Annotated in this window: 2 protein-coding genes; both read left to right on the top strand. The window is 58.9% G+C overall.

Going from position 1 to position 1040, the window contains the following annotated elements:
* The first annotated feature begins 65 nt into the window (after nucleotides 1-65).
* Nucleotides 66-359 (top strand): helix-turn-helix domain-containing protein, encoded by a 294-nt coding sequence (locus tag ACOCD2_RS21700; protein ID WP_293653451.1) that lies wholly within the window; start codon nucleotides 66-68, stop codon nucleotides 357-359.
* On the top strand, nucleotides 356-1040 hold a 685-nt coding region (locus tag ACOCD2_RS21705; protein WP_293650472.1), incomplete at its 3' end, for a type II toxin-antitoxin system HipA family toxin. The genes ACOCD2_RS21700 and ACOCD2_RS21705, both read left to right, overlap by 4 nt.

Genomic DNA, 1040 nt, shown 5'->3' on the forward strand with positions numbered 1-1040 from the left:
GTGACTTTCTGATTAAAGAGCAGAATGTTTTTCTTTATGGCAGTATCTATCCTATAATGTTAACTATGATTAATAATACAATTTCTCCTGAACTCCAGGAGGTGGCTGAGCGTTTGCGCATGCGCCGCATCGCCCGTGGCGACCGCCAGTCAGACATGGCGGCACGTATCGGCGTGTCTGTGCCTACTTACCGCAGAATGGAGCGGGGAGACCCGGCTACTCCCATAGGTTATTGGGTCAAGGCCATGCGTCTGCTGGGAACCGTGGAACGCCTGGCCGACACCATTCCTGTCAGCCTGTTTGATGAGGATGATCTGAAAAACCGCAAACGGGTGCGGCGGCGAGCGGCATCCCGGTGAACGTCCGGCTCCAGGTCTGGCTACATTTGCCAGATGGACGGCGGGTGCGGGCAGGGGAACTGGTGGCGGTTTATAGAGACAACGGGGCCATCGATGGCCAGTTCCGTTACCTGTCGTCCTATCTGGACGATCCCGAAGCTTTTCCCCTGGACCCCGTCAACTTACCCCTGGTTCCTGGTCCCCAGGATGTGGGGCGTCCTCAGGCCGGCGTACACGGTGTGTTCGAGGATGCCCTGCCCGACGACTGGGGGCGGCGCATGCTGTGCCGCCAGTATGGGTTGTCCGACCACCAGGCCCGTCCACCTCATTTGCTTTCTCTCATGCGCGGTGGTGGCATGGGGGCCTTGCTGTTTGCCAGGGAACATTGCCCCGTGCAGGAGACTGTTGAGCGGCCTCCGATGGTCTTGCAGGATGTTGCCAGGGCTGCCCTGGATTTCGAGAAGGGTGAATTGAAGGACAATGATCCCCTGCTGCCCTATCTCTACGGAGTGGGTACTTCCCCGGGCGGCGCCCGACCCAAGTTCCTGTTTGCCATGGATGACGGCAAGCATTTCCTGGTCAAGCTGCCTTCCCTGCGTGATACAGTGTCCCCGGTTCCCATCGAGGCAGCCTGTCTGGCAACAGCAGCGGATTGTGGTTTTTCCGTGGCTCGATCCCGGCTGTTGGATGAGGGGCTGGCTC

Source organism: Thiolapillus sp. (assembly GCF_048562965.1).
Classification (GTDB): domain Bacteria; phylum Pseudomonadota; class Gammaproteobacteria; order Chromatiales; family Chromatiaceae; genus Thiolapillus; species Thiolapillus brandeum_A.

Excerpts from the sequence above, each read along its gene's own strand:
- ACOCD2_RS21700 (WP_293653451.1), top strand. The coding sequence starts at position 66 with ATGATTAATAATACAATTTCTCCTGAACTCCAGGAGGTGGCTGAGCGT.